20 protein-coding genes are annotated in these 23,386 nt (G+C 72.7%); 16 read left to right on the top strand and 4 right to left on the bottom strand.

Annotated features, from left to right (window positions below):
- Positions 1-4 precede the first annotated feature (4 nt).
- The 16 genes from F6X51_RS15630 (at position 5) to F6X51_RS15705 (ending at position 19,446) form a co-directional block, all read left to right on the top strand.
- On the top strand, positions 5-1,399 hold the full coding sequence (locus F6X51_RS15630) for a nucleobase:cation symporter-2 family protein (RefSeq protein ID WP_150964615.1): 1,395 nt from the start codon (positions 5-7) through the stop codon (positions 1,397-1,399).
- A gap of 52 nt (positions 1,400-1,451) precedes the next feature.
- Complete coding sequence (pucL, locus tag F6X51_RS15635; protein ID WP_150964616.1) at positions 1,452-2,291, top strand: factor-independent urate hydroxylase; 840 nt, start codon at positions 1,452-1,454, stop codon at positions 2,289-2,291.
- A gap of 66 nt (positions 2,292-2,357) precedes the next feature.
- Positions 2,358-3,263 (top strand): LysR family transcriptional regulator, encoded by a 906-nt coding sequence (locus tag F6X51_RS15640; protein WP_150964617.1) that lies wholly within the window; start codon positions 2,358-2,360, stop codon positions 3,261-3,263.
- Between the two features lie 385 nt (positions 3,264-3,648).
- Positions 3,649-3,924: a hypothetical protein gene (locus tag F6X51_RS15645; RefSeq protein WP_150964618.1), complete on the top strand. Its 276-nt coding sequence runs from the start codon at positions 3,649-3,651 to the stop codon at positions 3,922-3,924.
- 310 nt (positions 3,925-4,234) lie between these two features.
- Positions 4,235-5,347, top strand: a complete 1,113-nt coding sequence (locus tag F6X51_RS15650) for a BMP family ABC transporter substrate-binding protein (RefSeq protein ID WP_210250313.1) — start codon at positions 4,235-4,237, stop codon at positions 5,345-5,347.
- Positions 5,348-5,433: 86 nt separating this feature from the next.
- Complete coding sequence (locus F6X51_RS15655) at positions 5,434-6,612, top strand: ABC transporter permease (protein ID WP_150964620.1); 1,179 nt, start codon at positions 5,434-5,436, stop codon at positions 6,610-6,612.
- A complete protein-coding gene (locus tag F6X51_RS15660) occupies positions 6,609-7,541 on the top strand; it encodes an ABC transporter permease (RefSeq protein WP_150964621.1) in 933 nt (310 codons plus the stop codon). Before F6X51_RS15655 ends, F6X51_RS15660 begins: the two co-directional genes overlap by 4 nt.
- Positions 7,542-7,561: 20 nt before the next feature.
- Complete coding sequence (locus F6X51_RS15665; RefSeq protein ID WP_150964622.1) at positions 7,562-8,590, top strand: formamidase; 1,029 nt, start codon at positions 7,562-7,564, stop codon at positions 8,588-8,590.
- A complete protein-coding gene (gene biuH, locus F6X51_RS15670; RefSeq protein WP_150964623.1) occupies positions 8,587-9,306 on the top strand; it encodes a biuret amidohydrolase in 720 nt (239 codons plus the stop codon). Before F6X51_RS15665 ends, biuH begins: the two co-directional genes overlap by 4 nt.
- A 52-nt stretch (positions 9,307-9,358) precedes the next feature.
- A complete protein-coding gene (locus F6X51_RS15675; protein ID WP_150964624.1) occupies positions 9,359-10,924 on the top strand; it encodes an ABC transporter ATP-binding protein in 1,566 nt (521 codons plus the stop codon).
- A 209-nt stretch (positions 10,925-11,133) separates the two neighbouring features.
- Entirely contained in the window at positions 11,134-11,961 is an 828-nt protein-coding gene (locus F6X51_RS15680) for an FAD binding domain-containing protein (protein WP_150964625.1), read from the top strand.
- Entirely contained in the window at positions 11,958-14,720 is a 2,763-nt protein-coding gene (locus F6X51_RS15685) for a molybdopterin-dependent oxidoreductase (RefSeq protein WP_150964626.1), read from the top strand. The genes F6X51_RS15680 and F6X51_RS15685 overlap by 4 nt, the downstream gene beginning before the upstream one ends.
- A 98-nt stretch (positions 14,721-14,818) precedes the next feature.
- On the top strand, positions 14,819-16,120 hold the full coding sequence (locus F6X51_RS15690) for a PQQ-dependent sugar dehydrogenase (RefSeq protein WP_246696824.1): 1,302 nt from the start codon (positions 14,819-14,821) through the stop codon (positions 16,118-16,120).
- Positions 16,121-16,171: 51 nt separating this feature from the next.
- Positions 16,172-16,750, top strand: coding sequence for a c-type cytochrome (locus F6X51_RS15695; protein WP_150964627.1), 579 nt, complete (start codon positions 16,172-16,174; stop codon positions 16,748-16,750).
- 264 nt (positions 16,751-17,014) lie between these two features.
- The gene (locus tag F6X51_RS15700) at positions 17,015-17,563 is read left to right on the top strand and encodes a FecR domain-containing protein (protein ID WP_150964628.1); all 549 of its coding nucleotides are present in this window, start codon (positions 17,015-17,017) and stop codon (positions 17,561-17,563) included.
- Positions 17,563-19,446 (top strand): CHASE2 domain-containing protein, encoded by a 1,884-nt coding sequence (locus F6X51_RS15705; RefSeq protein ID WP_150964629.1) that lies wholly within the window; start codon positions 17,563-17,565, stop codon positions 19,444-19,446. Before F6X51_RS15700 ends, F6X51_RS15705 begins: the two co-directional genes overlap by 1 nt.
- A 59-nt stretch (positions 19,447-19,505) precedes the next feature.
- Here F6X51_RS15705 and F6X51_RS15710 read toward each other — a convergent pair whose 3' ends face one another.
- From F6X51_RS15710 to F6X51_RS27955, 4 genes are all read right to left on the bottom strand, one after another.
- Positions 19,506-21,215, bottom strand: a complete 1,710-nt coding sequence (locus F6X51_RS15710) for an IlvD/Edd family dehydratase (protein WP_150964630.1) — start codon at positions 21,213-21,215, stop codon at positions 19,506-19,508.
- Between the two features lie 32 nt (positions 21,216-21,247).
- The gene (locus F6X51_RS15715; RefSeq protein ID WP_150964631.1) at positions 21,248-22,183 is read right to left on the bottom strand and encodes a dihydrodipicolinate synthase family protein; all 936 of its coding nucleotides are present in this window, start codon (positions 22,181-22,183) and stop codon (positions 21,248-21,250) included.
- A gap of 41 nt (positions 22,184-22,224) precedes the next feature.
- Positions 22,225-23,010 (bottom strand): SDR family oxidoreductase, encoded by a 786-nt coding sequence (locus F6X51_RS15720; RefSeq protein WP_150964632.1) that lies wholly within the window; start codon positions 23,008-23,010, stop codon positions 22,225-22,227.
- 92 nt (positions 23,011-23,102) lie between these two features.
- Positions 23,103-23,240 carry a hypothetical protein gene (locus F6X51_RS27955; protein ID WP_191970138.1) on the bottom strand — a complete coding sequence of 46 codons (138 nt, stop codon included), beginning with the start codon at positions 23,238-23,240 and terminating at the stop codon, positions 23,103-23,105.
- Positions 23,241-23,386: the final 146 nt, after the last annotated feature.

The raw sequence follows: 23,386 nt of genomic DNA on the forward strand, positions 1-23,386 counted from the left end.
CCGCATGCCCGCCCCCGCCGCCGCCCATCAGCCCCCCGTGCCGCTCGAGCCGCCGCAGGGCCGAGGCGAGGGACAAGTCCGCGGGCCGGCCCTCGCGCTCCTCGGCCTGCAGCACGTCCTGGTGATGTATGCGGGCGCGGTGGCGGTCCCCTTGATCGTCGGGCGCGCCCTGAAGCTGACGCCCGAGCAGGTGGCGATGCTGGTGAGCGCCGACCTCTTCGCCTGCGGCATCGCCACGCTGGTCCAGAGTTGGGGCCTGCCCGGCTTCGGCATCCGCATGCCGGTGATGATGGGCGTCACCTTCGCCTCCGTCACGCCGATGATCGCCATGGGGGCGAACCCCGATCTCGGGCTGACGACGATCTACGGCTCTGTCATCGCCGCGGGCCTGTTCGGCATCCTGGTGGCGCCGCTGATCGGGCGGCTGCTGCCGTTGTTCCCGCCCGTCGTCACCGGCACCATCATCCTGGTGATCGGGATCTCGCTGATGCGGGTCGGCGTCAACTGGGCCGCGGGCGGGGTCGGCAACCCGAACTACGGCGCCCCGGTCTTCCTCGGCATCAGCGCCTTCGTGCTGGTGCTGATCCTCGTCATCACCCGCTACGCCACGGGCTTCGTCGCCTCGGCCTCGGTGCTCATCGGGATCATCGTCGGGATGGTCGTGGCGGCCGTCCTCGGCCTCGTCGATCTCGGGCGCGTGGCCAGCGCCCCCTGGTTCGACGTCGTGCGCCCCTTCGCCTTCGGCTGGCCGACCTTCGACCTCGTCTCGGCGGTGACGCTCTGCATCGTCATGATCGTGGTGATGATCGAGTCGACCGGCATGTTCCTGGCCCTGTCGGAGATCACCCAGGACCCGGTGGGCGAGGCGCGCCTGACCAGGGGCCTGCGCGCCGACGGGCTCGGCACCCTGATCGGGGGGATCTTCAACACCTTCCCGTACACGTCCTTCTCCCAGAATATCGGCCTCGTCGGGGTCACGGGCGTGCGCTCGCGCATCGTCACGGTGGTGGGCGGCGCCCTGATGCTGGTCCTCGGGCTGATCCCGAAGCTCGCCGCCCTCGTCGAGGCCGTACCGCAATGCGTGCTCGGCGGCGCCGGCCTCGTGATGTTCGGCATGGTGGCGGCCACCGGAACCCGCATCCTCGGCGCGGTGGACTTCGCCCACAACCGCAACAACCTGTTCGTGGTCGCGATCTCGGTGGGCTTCGGCATGATCCCGCTGGTGGCGCCGGCCTTCTTCAAGCAGATGCCGCATGCGCTGCACCCGCTCCTGGAATCCGGCATCCTGCTCTCGGCAATCGCGGCGGTCGCCCTGAACCTGTTCTTCAACGGCCTCGGCAGCACCGCCGAGGCCCGCGACCACGCCCTGCGGCAGGCGCAGGCGGCCGAGGCGCATTAGGGGAAACCGCGCTGCCGCGGCGCTCGAGGGACGGATTTTCGAGGACACGACCATGGCCCTGACGGCATCGACTTACGGCAAGGGGCGGGTGCGGGTGATGCGCCTCGCCCGCGACGGCGACCACCATATCCCGCGGGAGCTGACCCTGACGGTCCTGATGACGGGCGCCTTCGAGGCGGCCTGGACGCGCGGGGACAACCGCGCCTGCGTGGCGACCGACAGCGTCAAGAACATCGTCAACGTCACGGCGGCCCGGCATGTCGACCTCGGGGCGGAGGCCTTCGTGCAGGCGGTGGCGGCGGTGTTCCTCGAGACCTACCCGCAGGTCGAGACCGTCACGATCGAGGCGCTGGAGACGCGCTGGCTGCGCCAGGCCTTTGACGGCACGCCCCACGGCCACACCTTCACCCTCGACGGCAACGGCTCCGGCTTCGTCGGGCTCGAGGCCAGCCGCGGCGGCGCGGTGCTGCGGTCGGGCCTGCGCGGCTACACCTTCATGAAGACCACGCAATCGGGCTGGGCCGATTTCGTGGATGACCAGTACCGCACGCTGCCCGACACCACCGACCGCATCGCCGCGACCAGCATGGACGCCACCTGGACCTGGTCCGGCGGGCCCGCCGACCACGCGGCGGCCAATGCCCGGGCGCTGGCCCTGATGATCGAGGTGTTCGGCACGACCTACAGCTACGGCGTCCAGGACAGCATGTACCGCATGGGCGAGGCGGTGCTGGCCGCGATCCCGGAGATCGCCGAGGTCGCGTTCGCGATGCCGAACAAGCACTACATCCCGGTCAACCTCGCCCCCTTCGGGCTCGACAATCCCGGGACCGTGTTCCTGCCGACCGACGAGCCGCACGGACAGATCGTCGCGACGATCGGCCGGGGCTGACGAGCCGCCACAGGCCATCCGAGCCCGTCACCGCTGTCCCCTCGCCCGACGGAACGGCCCGCGCCCATGCTGCACCACCGCCTGCTGGCCTATCTGGACGAGGTTGCCCGCAGCGGCTCGATCCGGCGGGCCGCCACCCGCCTCAACGTCGCCTCCAGCGCCATCAACCGGCAGATCCTGGCCCTGGAGGCCGAGATGGGCACGCCGCTCTTCGAGCGGCTGCCGCGGGGGCTGCGCCTCACGGCCACCGGCGAGGTGCTGATCCGGCACGTGCGCGACACGCTCAAGGAGCACGAGCGGGTGATGGCGCGGGTCGCCGCCCTCAGGGGCCTCACCCGCGGCGAGGTGACGATCGCCACCATGGCGAGCCTCGCGGCGGGGGTCCTGCCGGGGGTGATCCGCGAGTTCCGGGCGACCAACCCGCGCATCGTCGTGAAGGTGCAGGTCCTGCCCGCGGACGGGATCGTCGACGCGCTCCTGTCCGGCGAGGCCGACCTCGCCCTCGCCTACAGGCTGCCTCCGAACCCGCGCATGCGCTGCATCGCCGCCTTCGAGCACAGGCTCGGCGCCGTGATGGCGCCGGAGCATCCGCTGAACGGCCGCTACCAGGTGCGGATGGCCGATTGTCTCGAGTACCCTCTCGTCGTCGCCGACCACTCGATGACCCTGCGCGAGGTGCTGGAACTGCTGGTGCCGCAGGGCGAGCACTTCGCCCCCGTGGTCGAGACGAACTCGATCGAGCTGATGAAGCGGCTCGCGCAGGTGCCGCCCCACATCGCCTTCGTGAACCTCTCGGACGTGAGCGAGGAGATCCGCCGCGGCGTCCTCAGCTTCACGCCGCTGAGCGATGCCCGGGCGGTCACCCAGACCGCCTGCCTGATGCAGCGCGCCCGCTCGGCCCTCGACGGACCGGCCCACCTGGTGGCGAGCCGGATCGAGGCCGCGTTCGAGACGCACAGCGTCATCGACTGAGCGCATTCCGGGCGTCCATGCCACGGCTCACCTGCGGGCTCGCCGCGCTTGAGCGTCCGGCGATGCGTGAGGCGCCGCCCTCGGCGAGGCGCCGGCGCCAACTCGTGTCGTCTCGCACGCAGGCCGAAAGATCCGTGCCAATCTGCACGCCGACGCGGCAGAAAATTGCCATATCAGTCCAACACATTGATTTGTCGATATATTTTCTGGAAATCTGCGCGTCCGGAGGCGTGCGATGCGAGATCCGAAGTCCAAAACCCGCAACGTCTTGCTCAACTCTCGGGCATTTCCTGTTGAATCACGCGGCAGGCATGCACAAAACTTGGGAACTTGGTGTTGCGCTCCCGCTTATGTGCAGCACCGAACAGGAACCTGGGAAACCGCCATGACCGCACACATCCTGTGGGGCACCGCCCTCGGCCTCGTCCTCTCCACCGGCGCCTTCGCGCAGAGCTACACGGCACCCGCCGGCATTCCGGCCGTCACGGCCCCCGGCGGGCTCGAGGGCCGCGCCGCGGGCCCGAACCTCGCCGCCGACCAGGGGCGCTCCCTGCAGGGCTATGGCGGGCGCGGCATCGTGCGCGGCGGCTTCGCCGATGACGGCCTGACCACGGGCTCCGTGCGGGCGGACCGCCGCGGGCGCCATCTCGACGGCCGCTGACCCTCACCCGCCGCACCTCCGAGGCCACGACGCGACGGGCCGGCAGAGATCCCTCTGAGAGCCCCCTCTGCCGGCCCGTCGCCGTATCGGCGGCGGTGACCGGGCGATGTGGCGGATGAGCCCCCCGGATCGTCCGAGCGCCCTCCCCGGCATGCCGCCGATCCGGGCAGGCTGGGCCGAATTTCTAGGCGGCGCGCCGTCACCCGCGAGCGCGGGCGCAGCGCGCAGGCTGCCGAAATTCTCGGCTTCGCCGGTGCCGGGGCCAAGCTTAGACTCCGCCGATCGGTGCAGATCGACTTCGGACGGAGCGGTGACCTTGGCTGACCTTCCCCTCTCGCGCCGGCACCTCCTCGGCGGCGCCGCCGTCCTCGGCCTGAGCGCCCTGCCCCTGGTCCGCGCCCGCGCGGCCGGGAACCTCACCGTCGGCTTCATCTATGTCGGCCCCAAGGACGATTACGGGTACAACCAGGCGCATGCAAAAGGGGCGGCCGCCCTGAAGGCGTTGCCGGGAATCCAGGTCGTCGAGGAGGAGAACGTCCGCGAGACCACCGACGTCCAGAAGACCATGGAGAGCATGATCAACCTGGACTCGGCCGGCCTGATCTTCCCGACCTCCTTCGGCTACTTCGACCCGCACGTGCTGATCGAGGCCAAGAAGAACCCCAAGGTCCAGTTCCGCCATTGCGGCGGCCTCTGGACCGAGAGCAACCCGAAGAATGCCGGCTCGTATTTCGGCTACATCGCGCAGGGACAGTACCTGAACGGCATCGTGGCCGCCCACGCCTCCCGGTCGAAGAAGCTCGGCTTCGTCGCGGCCAAGCCGATCCCGCAGGTGCTCAACAACGTCAACGGCTTCCTGCTCGGCGCCCGCAGCGTCGACCCCGCCATCACCCTGCAGGTGATCTTCACCGGCGAGTGGTCGCTGGCCGTCAAGGAGGCGGAGGCGACGAACGCCCTGATCGACGGCGGGGCCGACGTCATCACCTGCCACGTCGACAGCCCGAAGGTCGTGGTCGAGACCGCCGCGCGCCGCGGCGCCTTCGCGTGCGGCTACCACGCCGACCAGTCGGCCCTGGCCAAGGACAAGTACCTCACCGGGGCCGAGTGGAACTGGGCCTCGATCTACAAGGGCTTCGTGGCCGACATGCAGGCCGGCAGGGCGCCCCCGAACTTCCTGCGCGGCGGCCTCGCCGACGGCTTCGTGAAGATGAGCCCGTACGGCCCCGCGGTCTCGGAGGCGGCGCGCCGGAACGCCGACGCCGTCAAGGCCGAGATGATGAAGGGAGGCTTCGCCATCATCCGGGGCCCGCTCAAGGACAACAAGGGCAACGAGATCGCCCCCGCCGGCAGGACCTACGCCGAGAACGCCATCGAACTCGAGAAGACCAACTACCTCGTCGAGGGCGTGAAGGGCTCCGCCTGAGCCGGGCCTTGCGCCGATGGCACGGTTTCTGCCGTGGCGGGCGGGCCGGGCACGGGTGACCCGGCCGAAGGGCGAGGATCGACGGCATGGTCGCTGACACCGCTCCGCACACCGCGCCCCAGGCGGCCTCGCGCGGATCCGAACCGGCCAATCCCCCCGCCGCCCTCCAGGTCCGGGCCTGGCTCGCACGGCGGTCGGAGGCCGTCGCCATCCCCCTCGCGGCGGTGGCGGCGGGCTTTCTCCTGTTCAGCCTCTTCCTCCTCGCGCTTGGAAAGAGCCCCCTCGGCTTCCTCGACATCGTCTGGCGGGGCGGCTTCGGCTCGCCCTTCGCCCTGCAGAACAGCCTGCAGCGGGCCGCGCCCCTCCTGTTCGCCGCCCTCTGCGTCGCGCTCCCCGCCCGCCTCGGCCTCGTCGTCATCGGGGGCGAGGGCGCGATCGTCCTCGGCGGCGTCGCGGCGGCGGCCGCCTCCCAGCCCCTCGCCGGCGCCCCGCCCCTCCTGGCGATCCCCCTGATGGCGCTCGCCGCCGCCGCCGCCGGCGCGGTCTGGATCGGCGCCGTCGGGGCGCTCCGCGCCTACCGGGGCGTCAACGAGACCATCGCGAGCCTCCTGATGTCCTACATCGCCATCGCGCTCTCGAATCACCTGATCGAGGGCCTGCTGCGCGACCCCCAGAGCCTGAACAAGCCCTCGACCCGGCCGATCGGCGAGGCCTTCGCGGTCGGCCCGATGCCCGGCATGGACGTGCATTGGGGGCTCGGCATCGGCATCCTCGCCTGCCTCGCCGCCTACCTGCTGACGGAGCGCACCACCATCGGCTTTGCCGCCCGCATCGCCGGCGGCAACGTCCGGGCGGCGCGGATCCAGGGCCTGCCGGTGGGACGCCTCGTGACGACCTTCACGGCCCTCGGGGGCGCCTGCGCGGCGCTTGCGGGCTTCTTCGAGGTGGCGGCGGTTCACAGCAACGCCAACGCCTCGCTGGTGGCGGGCTTCGGCTATACGGGGATCCTGGTGGCGTTCCTCGCCCGGCAGAATCCGCTCGCGATCCTGCCCGTGGCGTTCCTGCTCGGCGGCATCGAGGCCTCGAGCGGGCTGATCCAGCGCCGGATGCAGCTTCCCGACGCCACGGTCCTCGTCCTCGAGGGCATCCTGTTCCTCGCGGTGCTCCTCAGCGAGACGCTCTACGGCCGCTTCCGGGTGTTCAGCCCGCATCTCTGGGCCGGGAAGCGGGCGGCCGCGGGCGTTCCGGCCACGGTGCAGGCATGAGCGGCGCGGAGACCGGCGGCGATCTCGGCCTCTGGACCGTTCTCCTCGCGGTCATCGGCGGGGCGATCCGCGTCTCGACGCCGTTCCTGTTCGTGAGCCTCGGCGAGACCATCACGGAGCGCTCCGGACGGATCAATCTCGGGCTCGAGGGCACCCTGGTGTTCGGGGCGATGTCGGCCTACGCCACCGCCGTCGTGACCGGCTCCCCCTGGGCAGGCGTCCTCGTGGCGGGGCTCGCGGGCGGGGTCTTCGGCCTCCTGCACGGGACCATCTGCCGGTTCCCGGGCGTCAACGACGTCGCGGTCGGCATCGCCCTGATGCTGTTCGGCTCCGGCCTCGCCTTCTTCCTCGGCAAGCCCTTCATCCAGCCCTCCGCCCCGCCGCTCCCGGCGATTCCCTTCGGCTTCTGGTCCGACCTGCCCCAGGTCCAGGCGGCGTTGCGCGTCAACGTGCTGTTCCTGGCGGGCGCCGCGCTCGCGCCCTTCCTGTGGTGGGCCTTCCGGAACACCAAGGCGGGCCTCGTGGTGCGGGTCGCCGGAGACAGCGCCGATGCCGCCCGCGCCATGGGCTACGACGTCGACCGGGTGCGCCTCTACGCCACCGGCCTCGGCGGCGTGCTCGCCGGCGTCGGGGGCGCCTACCTGTCCCTGTATTATCCGGGCTCGTGGAACGAGGGCATCTCCTCGGGCCAGGGCCTGATGGCGGTGGCCCTCGTCATCTTCGCCCGCTGGAACCCGCTGGCCTGCTTCGGGGCGGCGCTCCTGTTCGGGGGCGCCGGGGCGCTCGGGCCCGCCCTGCAATCGGTGGGCGTCACGCAGGGGTACTACCTGTTCTACGCCGCGCCCTACGTGCTCACCCTCATCCTGCTCGTCGCCACCTCCTCGCCCGACCGGGCGCTGGCGGGCGCCCCCGGCGAGCTCGCAAAGTAGAAACCTCAGGGAGATCGCGCATGAACGGCTTGGGAGGCCTCAACAAGTCGCCGAACGGTGTCGTCCTCGGCCTCGTGCAGCTTCAGCTGCCGAACGTCGCCACCAAGGCGGACCTCGCGGCGCAGACCGACCGCATCGTCGCGATGGTGGGCAAGGCGCGGGCGAACATGGCGAGCATGGACCTCGTCGTCTTCCCCGAATACGCGCTGCACGGTCTGTCGATGGACACGAACCCCGAGATCCTGTGCCGCCTCGACGGCCCCGAGGTCGCGGCCTTCGCGAAGGCCTGCCGGGACAACCGGATCTGGGGCTGCTTCTCGATCATGGAGTTCAACCCGCACGGCCATCCCTACAATGCCGGCCTGATCATCGACGACCGGGGCGAGGTGAAGCTCTATTACCGCAAGATGCACCCCTGGGTCCCGGTCGAGCCCTGGGAGCCCGGCGACCGCGGCATCCCGGTGATCGAGGGCCCGAAGGGCGCCAGGATCGGGCTGATCATCTGCCACGACGGCATGTTCCCCGAGATGGCGCGGGAATGCGCCTACAAGGGCGCGGAGATCATGATCCGCACGGCGGGCTACACCGCGCCGATCCGCGAATCCTGGCGCTTCACCAATCAGGCCAACGCCTTCTGCAACCTGATGGTCACCGCCAATGTCTGCATGTGCGGCTCGGACGGGACCTTCGATTCCATGGGCGAGGGGATGATCGTCAATTTCGACGGCTCGGTCATCGCCCACGCCACCACGGGCCGCGTCGACGAGATCATCACGGCGGAGGTCCGGCCCGACCTCGTGCGGGAGGCGCGCCTGCACTGGGGGGTCGAGAACAACATCTACCAGCTCGGCCACCGCGGCTACACGGCGGTGAAGGGCGGCGCGCAGGACTGCCCCTACACCTACATGCACGACCTCGCGGCAGGCCGGTACCGCCTGCCCTGGGAGGACGCGGTCAAGGTCGTCGACGGCACGAGCTGCGGCTTCACGGCCCCGACCCGGGCCTACGGCGAGGGCCAGACGCCGCAGGCCCGGGCGGCGGCCGAATGAGCGCCGACCCCCTCCCCGCCGCCGGGGGCCCGTCCGCCGGCCGCTACATCGAGGCCGAACCCTATCCCTGGCCCTTCGACGGGGCGCTCGGGCCCGGGAACACCGCCCTCGTCATCATCGACATGCAGACGGATTTCTGCGGCGCGGGCGGCTACGTCGACGCGATGGGCTACGATCTCGGCCTCACCCGCGCGCCGATCGGGCCGATCGGCCGGCTCCTCGCCGCCGCGCGGGCGGGGGGCTACCCCGTCATCCACACCCGCGAGGGCCACCGGCCGGACCTCGCGGACCTGCCCGAGAACAAGCGCTGGCGCTCCCGCCGGATCGGGGCCGGCATCGGCGATCCCGGGCCCTGCGGGCGCGTCCTCGTGCGGGGCGAGCCCGGCTGGGAGATCATCCCCGAACTGGCGCCGCTCCCCGGCGAGCCCGTGATCGACAAGCCCGGCAAGGGCTCGTTCTGCGCCACCGACCTCGCGCTGATCCTCGGGCGCCTCGGCGTCCGCAACCTGATCCTCACCGGCATCACCACGGATGTCTGCGTCCACACCACCATGCGCGAGGCCAACGACCGTGGCTTCGAGTGCGTCATCGTCTCCGACGGCACCGCCGCCACCGATCCCGGCAACCACGCGGCGGCCCTCAGGATGGTGACGATGCAGGGGGGCGTCTTCGGCGCGGTCGCCTCCTCGGAGGCGATCCTGCGGGTGATCGGGTGAGGCGATTCCCGCCTGGGCGCCGGCGGCGCGCGCGAGGAGCTTGACGAGGACCATGACGGCGAGCACGAGCCCCGATCCGCAGACCCGTCCCGTCTCGGGCGCCATCGGCGTCGAGACCATCGGCATGACCAAGCGCTTCGGCGCCTTCGCGGCGCTGGAGGACGTCTCGATGAAGATCGAGGCGGGCGGCTTCCACGCGCTTCTCGGCGAGAACGGGGCTGGGAAGTCGACCCTCGTGAAGTGCGTGATGGGCTTCTACGCCCCGACCGCCGGGACCGTGCTGGTGGACGGGCGCGAGGCCGAGATCACCAACCCCAAGGGCGCGCAGGCCCGGGGCCTCGGCATGGTCTACCAGCACTTCACCCTGGTGCCCTCGCTGACGGGGGCCGAGAACCTCGTCATCGCCCGCGCCGACGCCCCGGCGGTGATCGACTGGGCGGCCGAGCGGGCCGACTTCGCCGCCTTCATGGGGCGGATGCCGTTCCGGCTGAACCTCGACCGGCCGGTGGCCGAGCTGGCCGCCGGGGAGAAGCAGAAGCTCGAGATCGTCAAGCAGCTCTACCTCAAGGCCCGCTTCCTCATCCTCGACGAGCCGACCTCGGTCCTGACGCCGGCCGAGGCCGAGGAGGTGCTGGGCCTCCTGCGCGCCATGACCGACCGGGGCGAGCTCTCCGTGCTGATGATCAGCCACAAGTTCCGTGAGGTCGAGGCCTTCGCCCGCTCCTTGAGCGTGCTCCGCCGCGGGCGCCTCGTCGGCGGGGGCGACGTCGGCGCGATCTCCCGGGACGAGATGGCCGCCCTGATGATGGGCGAGCGCGCCGTGCGCCAGCCCATCGCCCGCCTCGGGGCGGCGGACCCGGACCGGGTGATCCTGCAGGTCGCGGGCGTGACGGCGACCGACGTCTCCGGCCTGCGCCACATCGCGGTCGAGGACCTGCGGGTGCGCGCCCGGGAGATCGTCGGGATCGCGGGCGTCTCGGGCAACGGTCAGAAGGAGCTCGCCGACGTGCTCGGCGGCCAGATCCGCGCCACGGGCGGGCAGGTCCGCGTCGGCGGCGAACCCTATGCGGGGACCCGGGCCGAGAGCCGGGCGCACCGCGTCCGCTTCATCCCCGAGGAGCCCCTGCGCAACGCCTGCGCGCCGCGCATGTCGGTGGCCGAGAACCTCGCCTTCCGGGCCTTCGACCGCCGGGGCGAGGACCCGGACAAGCCCCCGACCCTGTGGCTCGACCGGCGCGCCATGGGCCGGCGGGCCAAGGACCTGATCGCCCGCTTCAAGGTGAAGACCGCCTCCTCCGAGGCCGCCATCGCCACCCTTTCGGGGGGCAACGTGCAGCGCGCCGTGCTCGCCCGCGAGCTGACCGACCCGGTCGACCTCCTGGTGGTGGTCAACCCGTGCTTCGGCCTCGACTTCGCGGCCGTCTCCGAGATCCGCAGCCGGATCGTCTCCGCGCGCAACGCCGGCGCCGCGGTGCTGCTGATCAGCGAGGACCTCGACGAGATCCTCGAACTCTCCGACCGCGTCCTCGTGATGTCCGAGGGCCGGCTCGTCTACGAGACGCCGGCCGCGCAGGCGGATGTCGGCGTGATCGGCCGCCACATGGCGGGCCACCACTGAGGCGCCGGCCCGTCGTCCGGCGCCCGGGCGCGTGTCGCGTTCACCGGTGAAGCGGCGGCGGTCGCGGATCTCCGCTAGGGTTACGCGAGGCCCGGGCCGTCCGACCGGGATCCGGGTTCCTCCGGGGCAGGCGGCAGGGTCACAGAAGGCGCGGCATGGCAGGCGGATTGCTTTGCCGGCGCCGTCCCGAGGCAGCGGCAAGGACGACGATGGACCTCAACACGGTGGGTGCCGTTCTCAGGCCGCGGGCGCGCGCGGAGCTGCCCCGGTGGCAGCCCGGCGATGCCTGGCTCGCGGGCGGGACCTGGCTGTTCTCCGAGCCCCAGGCCGGTCTCGCCCGCCTCGTCGACCTGTCGGATCTCGGCTGGACGCCGCACGTCGTCGACGCGGACGGCCTGTCGATCGCCGCCACCTGCACCATCGCGGCGCTGAACCGGCTCGAGCTTCCCCCGGCCTGGATCGCCGCGCCCCTCGTCCCGGAATGCTGCCGGGCCCTGCTCGGCTCCTTCAAGATCTGGACCATGGCGACCGTCGGGGGCAACCTCTGCATGGCCCTGCCCGCCGGGCCGATGATCGCCCTGGCGGTGGCCCTCGACGGGTCCTGCCTGATCTGGACGGCGGAGGGCGGCGAGCGGCGCCTGCCCGCCGCCGATTTCGTGCGCGGCCCGCAGGAGACCGCCCTCGCGCCCGGCGAGATCCTGCGCCGGATCGATCTCCCGACCGAAGCGCTCCGGCGCCGCACGGCCTTCCGGCGCATCTCCCTCAGCCCGCAGGGGCGCTCGGGCGCCCTGCTGATCGGCACCCGCGACCCCTCCGGCGCCTTCGCCCTGACCGTGACCGCCGCGACCCGGCGGCCGGTCCGCCTCGCGTTTCCCGCGCTTCCCGACGCGGCGGCGCTGCGCGGCGCCCTCGCGGCCGCGATCCCGCCCGCGCTCTGGTACGACGACCTCCACGGAGCGCCCGATTGGCGCGCCCATGTCACCCCGCTCCTGGCCGGCGAGATCCTGTCCGAACTCGGCGGGGAGGCCGCCCGATGAGGCTCACGGTCAACGGCGCCGCCCAGGAGGCCGAGCCGCGCCCGGGCCAGTGCCTGCGCACGCTCCTGCGCGAGCTCGGCTGGTTCGGGGTGAAGAAGGGCTGCGACGCGGGCGATTGCGGCGCCTGCACGATCCATCTCGACGGCGAGCCGGTCCATGCCTGCCTCGTGCCGGCTTTCCGGGCCGAGGGCCGGCAGGTGACCACCGTCGAGGGCCTCGCCGGGCCCTGCGCGCCGGACGGGCCGGTGCCCGGGACGCTGCACCCGATGCAGGAGGCCTTCCTGGCGGCGCAGGGCTACCAGTGCGGCTTCTGCACCCCCGGCATGGTGATGACGGCCGCGCGCCTCGACCAGGGTCAGCGCCGGGACCTCGATACGGCCCTCAAGGGCAACCTCTGCCGCTGCACCGGCTACCGCGCCATCCGCGATGCCATCGCGGGGATCGGCGAAGCGGAGGCCCGTCCGGCGGGCGATCCGGTCGGGCGCTGCCTGCCGGCGCCCGCCGGCCGGGCGGTCGTGTCCGGCCGGGCGGCCTTCACCCTCGACCTCGCCGTGCCGGGCCTGCTGCATCTCAAGGTCCTGCGCTCGCCCCACGCCCACGCGCGCATCCTCCACATCGAGCGCGCCGCGGCCCTCGCGGTGCAGGGCGTCGTCGCGGTGCTCACCCACGCGGACGTGCCCCGGGCGCGCTTCTCGACGGGCCGCCACGAGAACCCGGCGGACGACGCCCCCGACACCCGCCTCCTCGACGACGTGGTGCGCTTCGTCGGCCAGCGCGTCGCCGCGGTGGTGGCCGAGAGCGAGGCCGCCGCCGAGGCCGGCTGCCGGGCGCTTGTCGTCACCTACGCGCCGCGCCCGGCCGTGTTCGAGCCCGAGGCGGCCCTGCGCCCCGACGCGCCCCTCGTCCACGACGCCCTCGACCGATCCGGCGAGGACGCGCCGCCGCACCAGTCCCACCCGAACCTCGCGGCCGAGGCGCACGGCCGCATCGGCGACGTCGATGCGGGCTTCGCGCAGGCCGATCGGGTGCACGAGGCGACCTACGTCTCGCAGCGCGTCCAACACGCGCATCTGGAGACGCACGGCGCCATCGGCTGGCTCGATCCGGACGGGCGCCTGACGATCCGCTCCTCCACGCAGGTGCCCTTCCTGACCCGCGACGCGCTCTCCACCCTGTTCGGGCTGGAGCGGGCGCGGGTGCGCGTTCTCTGCGGCCGGGTCGGCGGCGGCTTCGGCGGCAAGCAGGAGATGCTGACCGAGGACCTCGTGGCGCTGGCGGTCCTGCGCACCGGGCGCCCGGTGCGGTGGGAGCTGACGCGCCAGGAGCAATTCATCGGCACCACCACCCGGCACCCGATGCGGGTGCGGGTGAAGCTCGGCGCGCGGCGGGACGGCACCCTGACGGCCATCGCGCTGCACGTCGTCACGAATACCGGCGCCTACGGCAACCACGCGGGCGGGGTGCTGCACCACGGCTGCAACGAGGTGATCGGGGTCTATCGCTGCCCGAACAAGCGGGTCGACGGCTACGCCGTCTACACCCACACCCTTCCGAGCGGGGCGTTCCGTGGCTACGGCCTCAGCCAGACCATCTTCGCGGTGGAATCCGCGATGGACGAGCTCGCCCGCGGCCTCGGGCTCGATCCGTTCGCGATGCGCCGCCGCAACGCCGTGCGCCCCGGCGATCCGATGGTGTCCACGAGCCTCGAGCCGCACGACGTCCGCTACGGCAGCTACGGGCTCGACCAGTGCCTCGATCTCGTGGAGGCGGCCCTCGCCGAGCCGGCCGGCGCGGCGGCGCCCCCGGGCTGGCGCGTCGGGCAGGGCATGGCGATGGCGATGATCGACACGATTCCGCCGCGCGGCCACGTCTCCGACGCCCGGATCCGCCTCGAGGCGGACGGCGGCTACACGCTCCTCGTCGGGACCGCGGAGTTCGGCAACGGCACCTCGACGGTCCACGCCCAGATCGCCGCCCACGCCCTCGGGACGAGCCCCGACCGCATCACCCTGCGCCAGGCCGACACCGACGCGGTCGGCCACGATACCGGCGCCTACGGCAGCACCGGCATCGTGGTGGCCGGTCAGGCGACGCTCAGGGCCGCCACCGCGCTCGCCGCCCGCATCCGGGCAGCGGCGGCCGCCCGCGTTGGGCTCGATCCCGGGGCCTGCGCGCTCGGGCCCGACCGGGTCACCTGGGCGGGGGGCGAGATCGCTCTCGCGGCGCTCGCGGGCGAGGGGCGTGCGGGCGAGGGATTCGAGGCCGCGGGACGCGCCGACGGCAGCCCGCGCTCGGTCGCCTTCAACGTCCAGGGCTTCCGGGTGGCGGTGCATCCCTCGAGCGGCGAGGTCCGCATCCTGCGCAGCGTCCACGCGGCGGATGCCGGGCGGGTCATCAACCCGATGCAGTGCCGCGGCCAGATCGAGGGAGGCGTCGCCCAGGCGCTCGGCGCGGCCCTCTACGAGGACATGCACCCGGACGCCGCCGGGAGCGTGGTCGCCCAGACCTTCCGGAACTACCACATCCCGGCCATCGCCGACGTGCCGCGCACCGAGGTGCTGTTCGCCGAGACCCACGACGCGGTCGGTCCCCTCGGCGCCAAGTCGATGAGCGAGAGCCCCTACAACCCGGTCGTCCCCGCCCTCGCCAACGCGATCCGCGACGCCACCGGCGCGCGCCTCACCGCGACGCCCTTCGCGCCGGACCGGATCTACCGGGCCGTCCTGGCCGGGGCGGCCTCCGCCCCGGCCTCGGGTTGATGCAACGCCCGCGCGTGACAAACACGAGAACATCTCTCTCCGATGGCGTTGCCGGCCCGCATGGGCGCCCGATAACCGGGGCGCAACGGAGATCCATCATGACGGCACGATCCCTCTGCCCGACGCGCTGGCTGCGCGCCGGGGTGCTGATGCCCCTCGGCATCCTCCTGCCCCTGGCCGGCGCCCACGCGCAGCAGGCCCCGAGCGGCGCGCCGACCCCCGGTAGCGCCCAGCCCGCCGCCCCGGCGCAAGCCGGTGCGCCGGCCCCGGCCCAGGATCGCGGCTCGGCCCTGTTCGGGCGGCCCGAGGGGGCCGATGCGGCCAAGCTCGCGCCGATCTCGGGGCCGCCGATCCCGACCCCGGCGAACCGCCTGCCCCTCGACAAGCTCTCCGTGCCGCCGGGCTTCAAGGTCGAGGTCTTCGCGAGCGGCGTCGCCAATGCGCGCTCGCTGCGCCAGGGCGACCAGGGCACCGTGTTCGCGGGCACCCGCTCCCTCGACAAGGTCTACGCGGTGCAGACCCTCGACGGGAAACCCACCGTCAAGGTGATCGCCTCCGGCCTCCACCGGCCGAACGGCCTCGCCTTCCACAAGGGCGCGCTCTACGTCGCCGAGCTGTCCAGGATCTGGCGCTTCGACGACATCGAGGCGAAGCTCGACGCCCCGCCGAAGCCCGTCCTGGTCTACGACGACCTGCCGAAGGACGAGGCGCATGGCTGGAAGTTCATCGCCATCGGCCCGGACGAGAAGCTCTACGTGCCGGTCGGCGCACCGGGCAACATCCTGATGCCGCCCGAGACCCACGCCCAGATCCGCCGCATGGACCTCGACGGCAAGAACGTCGAGGTGGTGGCCCGCGGGGTGCGCAACACCGTCGGCTTCGACTGGAACCCGGAGACGAAGCTCCTGACCTTCACGGATAACGGCCGCGACTGGGTCTCGGAGGATATCCCGAATGACGAGCTGAACGTCCTCAGCGAGCCGGGCAAGCAGCATTTCGGCTTCCCCTACTGCCATCAGGGCAGCTTCACCGACCCGGAATACGGCTGGGGCCATTCCTGCGCCGAGTTCACCGCGCCCGCCGGTCTCCTCGGCGCGCACGCGGCGGCCCTCGGGATGCGCTTCTACACCGGCTCGCAATTCCCGGACGCGTACCGGAACGCGGTCTTCATCGCGCGCCACGGTTCCTGGAACAAGACCCGGAAGATCGGCGGCGACGTGGTGGTGGCCAAGCTCGGGCCCGATGGCAAGGTCACGTCCCTGGAGCCGTTCCTCACGGGCTTCCTGCAGGACAACAAGTATGTCGGGCGGCCCGTCGACGTGCTGGTGGCGCAGGACGGCTCGCTCCTCGTCTCGGACGATTACAACGGCGCGATCTACCGCGTCAGCTACGCCCGCTGAGCCCCCGGCGCGGGACCCGCGTCCCGCGCCCCGCACCATCCGGATGAACCCATGCGGCGCCTCGCCAACGGCCTTGCCCTCTGCCTCCTCGCCCTCACGGGTCTGCCGACCGGGCCGGCCGGCGCCCAGCCGGTGGCCGAGCGGCTGCCGGCCTGCCTCGGCTGCCACGGCGGGCAGGGCCGCTCCGAGACCGAGGGCGTGCCCTCCCTCGGCGGGATGCCGGCCGATTACGTGCTGACGCAGCTCTACCTGTTCCGGGAGAAGCAGCGGGTCGCCCCTCCCATGAACGAGATGGCGGCGGGTCTCTCGGACGACGACCTGCGCACGATCTCGGACGCGGTCGCGGCGCTTCCGCCGCCGACATCCGATGGCGGGGGAGATCCCGCCCGGATCGCCCGCGCCAAGGACCTCGTGGCCAGGCACCAATGCGGCTCCTGCCACAACGCCGACTTCTCGGGCCACGACCAGATCCCGCGGATCCGGGCGCAGCGCGAGGAGTACCTCGTGGCGGCCCTGCGGGGCTACAAGTCCAACGCGCGGGCCGGCTACGACCCGGCGATGAACGAGGCGGCGCAGCCCCTCTCGGACGACGACATCCGCGATCTCGCCCATTACCTCGCCCATCCGTGAGGCGGGGCCGGCGCCGGTCCGCGATGTGACCCGCCGCACATGGCCCCGCGCCGCATCGACTAGAGGTTGCGCGATTCGGTTCGCATTCCGACCGAGCCCGCCCGTTTCCGTGCCCTCCGCCCGCGCAGGCTGTAGGGTCGCGACCGTGCGGCCGGCCTCGGCGGCGCCCGTTGCGACGGGGCGCGGCCCCTTCCCGACCGGAGTGGCCGGGCTTGCGCGCCGCCGCCGATCCGTGCGCTGCCGCGGACCCGACCGGAGGACAGGATGCTGGATGTTGTTCCGGGCCGGAGCGGCCGTACCGGCCCTCTCCGGATCACCGCCGCGGCGGCCGTGCTGGCGATCGCGGCCCTGGGGAGCGGCGCGGCCGAGGCGCAGAGCCGCGGCTGCACGGTGACGCCCTACACGGACCCGCCGCGCCAGGTTCTGTCCTGCGCCGACGGGCTGACGGTCAGCGCCGAGACCGGCACCGCCTACAAGCTGGTCGACCGAAACCACGATGGCCGCCCCGAGAGCGCCGAGGTGACGAGCCGCGGCCTCCTGATCGACGTTCCGCCGCGCCGGGGCGGCTTCCAGATCCTCACGCCCCACGCCGTCGCCTCGGTCCGCGGCACGGTCTGGGCCGTCGACGTCTCCGCTCAGAAGACCGCGGTCTTCGTGCGCGCGGGCAGCGTCGCCGTCGCGCGCCCGGGAGGCCCGGCCGTGACGCTGCGGGCGGGCGAGGGCGTCGACGTGGAGGCCGGGGGCAATTCGCTCCACGTGCAACGGTGGAGCCCGGAGCGCGCCGCAGGCCTGCTCGCGCGTTTCGGCCGCTGATGCGGGCATGGCCGCGGGCATGGCCGCGCGAGGGGCGGCGCACCCACGCCGCCGTGGCCGCCGCCCTCGCCCTCGCGGCCTCCCTCCTCGCCGCCGCCTGGCACCGCGACGGGCGGGCGAGCGTCCTCGACCGGCTCGAATCGCCCCTCCTCGACCTCCGCTTCCTCCTCGTCGGGCCCGAGCCCGCCCCGGCCGACCTCGTGATCGTCGCCCTCGACGACGAGGCCATCCGCGAGGCCGGGGGGTATCCGCTGCCGCGGGCCGCGATGGCGCGGCTCGTCCGGATTCTCTCCGGCGCACGGCCCCGGGCGCTCGGGCTCGACCTGCTGTTCCTCGATCCCGGGCCGGCCCCGGACGATGCCGCGCTGGCCGAGGCCCTCAAGGACGCGGGCGCGGTCCTGGCGGCCGCGGCCGCGTTCCGCGCCGATCCGCCGGGCGCAGCCGAGGCCGTGCCGGTTCCGGGCTTGCCGGTCGCCGAGCGCGTGCGCTGGCCGATCGCGCGGTTTCGCGACGGCACCGGCATCGGCCTCGTCAACATCGCCACGGACCATGCCGGCACCCCGCGCCACGTGCCCCTCCTGCTCCGCCTCGGCGACACCGCCCTGCCCTCCTTCCCCCTGCGCCTCGCCGCCCAGGCGGCCCGGGCGGAGCCCGTGCTTGAGGCCGGGGGCATCGCCGTCGGAGGCGTGCGGTCGCGTCCCGATCTCGGCCTCAACCTGCCGATCCGCCTCCACGGGCCCCGCGGAACGGTCCGGACCGTGAGCGCGGGCGCCGTGCTGCGGGGCGAGGTCGAGGCGGAGGAGTTGCGCAACCGGATCGTCGTCGTCGGGGCCACGGCGATCGGCGCGGCCGACACCTTCGCGACGCCCTACGATCCGGTCCTGCCCGGCGTCGAGGTGCTGGCGACCGCCATCGGCCACCTCGCGACCGGCGACGGCCTCGTGCGCGATGCCGCCACCCGGCGCATCGATGCGGGCGCCGCCATCGTCCTGGCCGTCGCGTCCGCCCTCGCGGTGTCCCTCGCCCCCGCGGGCCTTGCCGTCGCGGTCGTGATCCTCGCCGCCCTCGCCTGGCTCGCCGCGACGGTGATCGCCTTCTCGTCGCATCTCTGGCTGAGCGCCACCGTGCCCCTCGCCGCGATGATCCCGGGGCTGCTCTACGGCCTTCTCGGCCGCCTCGGACTCGATCGGCGCCGCGCGCGCGACCTGGCGCGATCCGAGCGCGCCCTGCGCCTGTTCCACCCGCCGGCGCTCGCGGCGCGCCTCGCGCAGGATCCGGGCTTCCTCGCCGCCCCGGTGACGCAGGAGGTCGGGATCGTCTTCCTCGATCTCAGCGGCTTCACGCGCCTGAGCGAACGGCTCGGCTCGCAGGGGACCGACCGGTTCCTGCGCGACTTCCACGGCGTCGTGGGCGAGGAGATCGGCCGGCACGGCGGATTGGTGCTGAGCTTCATGGGCGACGGCGCCCTCGCGGTGTTCGGCCTCCTCGACCCAAAGCCCGGCGACGCGCGGCAGGCGCTCGTGGCCGCCGACAGCCTCGTGCCGCGGATCCGGTCCTGGCTCGGGACGCACACGCTGACCCGCGGCCGGCCGGTGGGCCTGCGCGTCGGCGCCCATCACGGCGAGGTCGTCGCCTCGCGCCTCGGGGCGAGCGATCACCAGCAGATCACGGTGGCGGGCGACAGCGTGAACGTCGCGAGCCGCCTGATGGAGGTCGCCAAGGATCTCCGCGCCGCCCTCGTGGTCAGCGCGGACCTCGTCGCCGCGAGCGGCATCGCGCCCGGCGCGATGCCCTTCGAGGGCGAGCGCTCCGTGGCGATCCGGGGGCGGGCGCAGCCCCTGAGCGTGGCCTATCGCTGGACGGAGCGGATGGCGGCCGGCTGAGCGGTCGCGCGAGCACCACCACGTCGCCTGCGCAAGGCCCCGCAGGCGGCGCGAACGGCTCAGGTCGCCGTCGGCTCGGCGCGCAGGAAATCGAAGTCGCAGCCCTCGTCCGCCTGCAGCACGGTGTCGTGGAAGAGGCGGGCATAGCCCCGCCTCGCCCAGTCAGGCCGCGCGACGGGCGCTTGCGCGGCGCGGCGGCGCGCGAGCTCGGCCTCGTCCACCAGGAGGTCGATCCGCCGTCCCGCGGTGTCGAGGCGGATGCGGTCCCCGGTGCGGACGAGGCCGAGGGGGCCGCCATCGGCGGATTCCGGCGTGATGTGCAGCACGATGGTGCCGAAGGCGGTGCCGCTCATGCGCGCGTCCGAGATCCGGACCATGTCCTTGACGCCCCGCGCCAGGAGCTTCTTCGGAATCGGCAGGTAGCCCGCCTCCGGCATGCCGGGGGCGCCCTTCGGCCCGCCGTTCTGCAGGATCAGGATGTCGTCGGGCTCGACGTCGAGGTCGGGATCGTCGATCCGCGTCGTCAGGTCGGGGATCGACGCGAACACGACCGCCCGGCCGGTATGCTGGAGGAGGGCCGGGCTCGCGGCGCTGTGCTTGATCAGGGCGCCTCGGGGCGCCAGGTTGCCGCGCAGGACCGCCATGGCGCCGACGGGCTTGATCGGGTCGTCGGCCGGGCGGATCACGCTCTGGCCGGGCACCTCCTCGGCCGCCGCCACCACGTCGCGGAGCGTCCCGCCCGCCACCGTCTGGGCGTCGAGATCGATGCGGTCGCCGAGCCGGCGCAGCAGCGCCGGGACGCCGCCGGCATGGTGGAAATGCTCCATGTAGTGGGCACCGGAGGGCTTCAGGTCGACCAGCACCGGCACCGCCCGGCCGAGAGCGTCGAAGGCGTCGAGGTCGATCCGGTGCGGCGTGCGGTTGGCGATGGCGGTGAGGTGGATCAGCCCGTTGGTCGATCCGCCGATCGCCTGCATGACGACCTGGGCATTGCGGAAGGCGGCGGGCGTCAGGAGGGCGCTCGGGCGCGGGCCGCCCGACACCGCCATCTCGGCGGCGCGCCGGCCGCTCAGTTCGGCGATCCGGATTCGCTCGGCATGGGGCGCGGGCACGGTCGCGCTCATGGGCAGGGACAGGCCGAGCGCCTCCGTCACGCAAGCCATGGTGCTCGCCGTGCCCATCACCATGCAGGTGCCGACGGAGGGCGCGAGGCGGCTGTTGACCCGCTCGATCTCGGCCTCGTCGATCGCGCCGGCCCGGTGCGCGCTCCAGAGCCGGCGGCAATCCGTGCAGGCGCCCAGGACCTCGCCCTTGTGGTGGCCCACCACCATCGGGCCTACCGGGATCACCACGGTCGGCAGGTCGACGCTCGCTGCCGCCATGATCTGGGCCGGCAGGGTCTTGTCGCAGCCCCCGACCACGATGACGGCATCCATGGGCTGGGCCCGGATCATCTCCTCGGTGTCCATCGCCATCAGGTTGCGCAGGAACATCGAGGTCGGGTGGGCGAAGCTCTCGTGGATCGAGATCGTCGGGAACACCATCGGCAGGCCCCCCGCCAGCATCACGCCGCGCTTGGCCGCCTCGATCAGGGCCGGCGCGTTGCCGTGGCACGGGTTGTAGTCGCTCGCCGTGTTGGTGATGCCGACGATCGGCCGGTCGAGGGCGTCGTCCGAGTAGCCCGCCGCCTTGATGAAGGCCTTGCGCAGGAACAGGGAGAACCCGGCATCGCCGTAGCTGGTGAGACCCTTGCGCAGCCCCTTGCTCATGATGTCGGTCCCTCGCTCTCGGGCACCCGGGATCAGCTCGCGATCCGGGCCCGCGGGTCGGTGCGGGCGATGCGCGACAGCAGGTAGTCGACCTCGCCCCTCGCCTGCGCGGAGAGGCTGGCGGCGGGCTTGCGCTGCGCGTCGGAGGCGAAGATGCCGCGCTTCTGGAAGACGTATTTGCGCACCGCGAGCCCGAGCGGCCCCTGCTGCTGCTCGTAGCGCAGATAGGGCAGGTGCGCGTCGAACAGGTCGTGCGCCGCGTCGCGGTTCCCCGCGGCCGAGAGCCGGACCACGTCGACCAGCATCTCCGGGAAGGCGTAGCCGGTATTGGCCCCGTCCGCGCCCCGCTCCATCTCGAAATCGAGGAACAGGCCGCCATTGCCGGTCAGGATCGCGATGTGGCGCATCGAGCCGTCCCGCTCGAAGGCGCGGAGCGCCGTGATCTTGTCGAGGCCCGGCCAGTCCTCGTGCTTGAGCATGACGCAGGACGGGGACTCGGTGACGATCCGGCGGATCACCGCGGGGGTCATCACGACCGAGAAGGTCAGGGGGTAATCCTGGACCACGAAGGGCACGTCCGGGCCGATCGCCTCGGCGGCGTTGCGGTAATAGGCGACGATCTGGTCGTCGGTGCGCAGGGTGTTGGGCGGCCCGATCATCACGCCCGCCGCGCCGAGCTCCATCACCTCGCGGGCCAGCGCGCGCATCGCCGCGAAGCCCGGCGCCGAGACGCCCACGAGAACCGGGATGTCGAGGCGCCCGATGACCCGCTTGGCGATCGCGACGGCCTCGGAATGGTCGAGCTTGGGCGCCTCGCCGAGCTGGCCGAGGATCGTGACCCCATCGACCGCCGCGCCGGTGAAGAAGTCGGCCATGCGATCGAGGGAGGTCTCGTCGACGCGCCCGTTGGGGTGGAAGGGCGTCGGAGCGATCGGGATCACGCCCTTGATCGCGCTGGTCAGAGCCATCGTGTCCTCCTGGTTTTCGGGCCCGGGATCCGCCTGGCGCGTCAGACGCTGGCGATCAGGCCACCGTCGATGCGCATCACCGATCCGGTGACGTAGGAGGCGCGGGCGCTCGCCAGGAACGTCACCACGTCGCCGTACTCGCGCGGGTCGCCGTAGCGCCCGAGCGGGATGGCGCCGGTGCTCTCGGCGGTGACCGCGGCGGGCTCGCGGCCCTCGCGCTTCGCCTTGGCCTCGTCGAGGAACAGGATGCGCTTCGTGGCGATGCGGCCGGGCAGCACGATGTTGACCGTGACGCCGTCGGGCCCGACCTCGCGCGCCAGGGTCTTCGACCAGCCGACGAGGGAGAGCCGCAGCGCGTTCGAGATCGCGAGGTTCGGGATCGGCGCGACGACGCCCGAGGAGGTGCTGGTGATCACCCGGCCCCAGCCGCGCGCCCGCATCCGCGGCAGGACACGGTCGGTGACGGCGATCACCGAGACCACCATGGCCTGGAACTGCCGGGCCCAGATCTCGGGGGGCTGGCCGGCCGCCGGGGTCGGCGGCGGGCCGCCCGTGTTGTTGACGAGGATGTCGACGGGGCCGAAGCGCGCCTCGATCGCGCTCACATGCGCCTCGATCTGCGTCAGATCGGCGAGGTCCCAGGTCAGGGCGAGGCCCTCGGATCCGGCCGCGGCGATGTCCTGCATCGTCGGCCGCAGCGCGTCCGCGTCGATGTCGGCCGCCGCGACCCGGGCGCCCTCTCCGGCGAGGGAGACCGCGATCGCCCGCCCCAGGCCGCCGCCGGCCCCGAGCACGAGGGCCGTCCTTCCGCGCAGACCCAGATCCATGGGCGTCTCCTCGGTCGTCTGTTTCTCGCCGTTCGCTCCTGTCTTAGTGCGGGACGGGCCCGGGGGTAAGCGCGGACCCGTGATCGTCCACCTCAGAGCGGGTGGCTGCCGGCGTCGATGATGCGCTGGTAATGGCCGAGCCAGGCCTGGATCATGCGGTCGAACAGGCTCCCGAGGGAGCCGCGGCCGGACTGCGCGGCGGGGATCGAGGGCACGACGGAGGAGGACATGGGATCTCGCAAGGCTGTGTGACGCGAAGCCGGCGGCTTCCTGAGCCCCAGAGATGCGCGCGATGCTGCATCGCAGCAATCGCCGCGACGGCATCGGGCGCATGCGGTGGAAGCATGCGCCGGATCAGGGTTCGTCAATCCTGGGC

Source organism: Methylobacterium planeticum (assembly GCF_008806345.1).
Lineage (GTDB): Bacteria > Pseudomonadota > Alphaproteobacteria > Rhizobiales > Beijerinckiaceae > Methylobacterium > Methylobacterium planeticum.